The organism is Candidatus Obscuribacterales bacterium, assembly GCA_036703605.1.
Classification (GTDB): Bacteria; Cyanobacteriota; Cyanobacteriia; order RECH01; family RECH01; genus RECH01.
Window position 1 is genome coordinate 1 of sequence record DATNRH010001088.1, and the last position, 1,838, is coordinate 1,838.

The window sequence follows — 1,838 nt, forward strand, 5'->3', positions numbered from 1 at the left end:
CACCCCGCCCATGCCCGTCGAGGTACAACCCCTCAGCGATCGTCAAGATTCCCTCACCCACCTGATGACTCGCCCCTGCCTAGAGCAAGAGCTAACCCATTTCAGCAACCGCGCCATGTGGTTTGTACGCCCCCCCTTTAGCCTGATTCTGTGCGACCTAGACTATTTCAAGCTCGTCAATGATGTGCATGGCTACGCCATCGGCGATGAAGTGCTGTATCAAGTGGCCGAACGCTTGCGCAGACAGCTTCGCCAAGGCACTCCAGCCTATCGCTATGGCGGTGAAGAGTTTGCTGTTTTATTGCCCGAAGCCCCTCTTTCTGCCGCCATTGGGGTTGCCGAACGCCTGCGCTGGGCCATTAGCGCCACCCCGGTTAAAACGTCCGTAGGTACCTTGACCGTCACGGCTAGTTTTGGCGTTGCCCAGCAGCAGCCCGCCCGCGATCGCCATGCCATGGACGTTTTAGAACGAGCCACCCGAGCGATCGCCGAGGCTAAATATCAGGGACGCAACTGTGTCATTGGCCATCAACTCCATCCCGCTAATCATCCACCAACACCCGACCGATGATCATGATTTGAGGCAGCAGGCTGTGTACTTTACCAGCCTAGGTGGGTACTCTATGCAAAACAGTCTTTGGATGGATCCCTAGTCTTTGATATCAGGGTGTGGGCGGTCTGTAGGATGGCCCCAAGGCTTGTCCCAAAACCATTCCAGCGCGCGCAATCTAGATCCATGATCTGTTACACCCAGTCAAGGCTTGGGTATCCCCTGCAAGACTGTTATTCCATCTCAAACCTTGCTCTATCGATTATTGCTACGGAGACCTCCCGTCAGATCTCCCCATAGCAATAACTCCCTTTTCGCTTATAGACGTTTCTAATCACATCCCTATGGTTATCAGCAAGGACGATCGCTCCGCCGACTGCGCCCCTCCCGATTTGACAGAGCGGATCATGCTCCTCAATGTTCCTATCGACAACCTCTCGATGGCAGAACTGCTACCGAAGTTAAAGCAGGGGGGAGTCGTGGTGACACCCAATGTAGACCACGTCGTCAAGCTTCAGCGCGATCAAGACTTTTGCGAGGTCTATAGCGCAGCTAACTACCGCACTTGCGATAGCCAGACCTTGTTCTACGTGTCTCGTTTCCTAGGTACGCCCATCAAAGAACGTATTTCTGGCTCCGACCTCTTCCCAGCCTTTTATAACCATTACAAAGACGACGACGAGGTGACCATCTTTCTCCTAGGAGCTGCCGAGGGCGTTGCGGCCACGGCGCAGAAAAACATCAACGCCAAAGCCGGACGTGAACTCGTGGTGGCTGCCCATTCGCCCAGCTTTGGGTTTGAGAAACGAGAAGATGAGTGCCAGCAGATTATTCAACTCGTAAACGAGTCTGGCGCGACGGTTCTAGCCGTGGGTGTGGGCGCACCCAAGCAGGAAAAGTGGATCCACAAATACAAAGACCAAATGCCCAACGTCAAGCTATTTTTGGCGATCGGGGCCACGATTGATTTTGAAGCTGGTAAAACCTCCCGCGCCCCAGCTTGGATTAGCAACTTGGGGATTGAGTGGATCTATCGCCTGCTTTCTGAACCCCAGCGTCTCTGGAAACGCTACCTTGTGGATGACTTGGTGCCGTTTGGCTGGCTGATTCTCCAGCAAAAACTCCATCTCTATAAAGCGCCCTACACCATCAAGCTCTAGGGCTCCTAAGCAAGGGACTCTTCTCCATCGATCATGATTAGATCGTTGCAGAGGAGTCCTAAAATATCCCCCCGAGTTCTGAACGGTTCGAAGGATAGGGAGATTGGGAGGCGATCGCTCCAATCAAA

At 53.6% G+C, this 1,838-nt stretch carries 2 protein-coding genes; both read left to right on the top strand.

Annotated features, from left to right (window positions below; translation table 11 throughout):
* Positions 1-571 (top strand): GGDEF domain-containing protein (locus V6D20_22540; protein ID HEY9818560.1); only part of this gene is annotated, 571 nt, incomplete at its 5' end.
* 323 nt (positions 572-894) lie between these two features.
* Positions 895-1,710 carry a WecB/TagA/CpsF family glycosyltransferase gene (locus V6D20_22545; protein ID HEY9818561.1) on the top strand — a complete coding sequence of 272 codons (816 nt, stop codon included), beginning with the start codon at positions 895-897 and terminating at the stop codon, positions 1,708-1,710.
* The last annotated feature ends 128 nt before the right edge of the window (positions 1,711-1,838 follow it).

What these genes read in the sequence shown, in the direction of transcription:
- V6D20_22545 (HEY9818561.1), top strand. Translation starts at nt 895, where the DNA reads ATGGTTATCAGCAAGGACGATCGCTCCGCCGACTGCGCCCCTCCCGAT.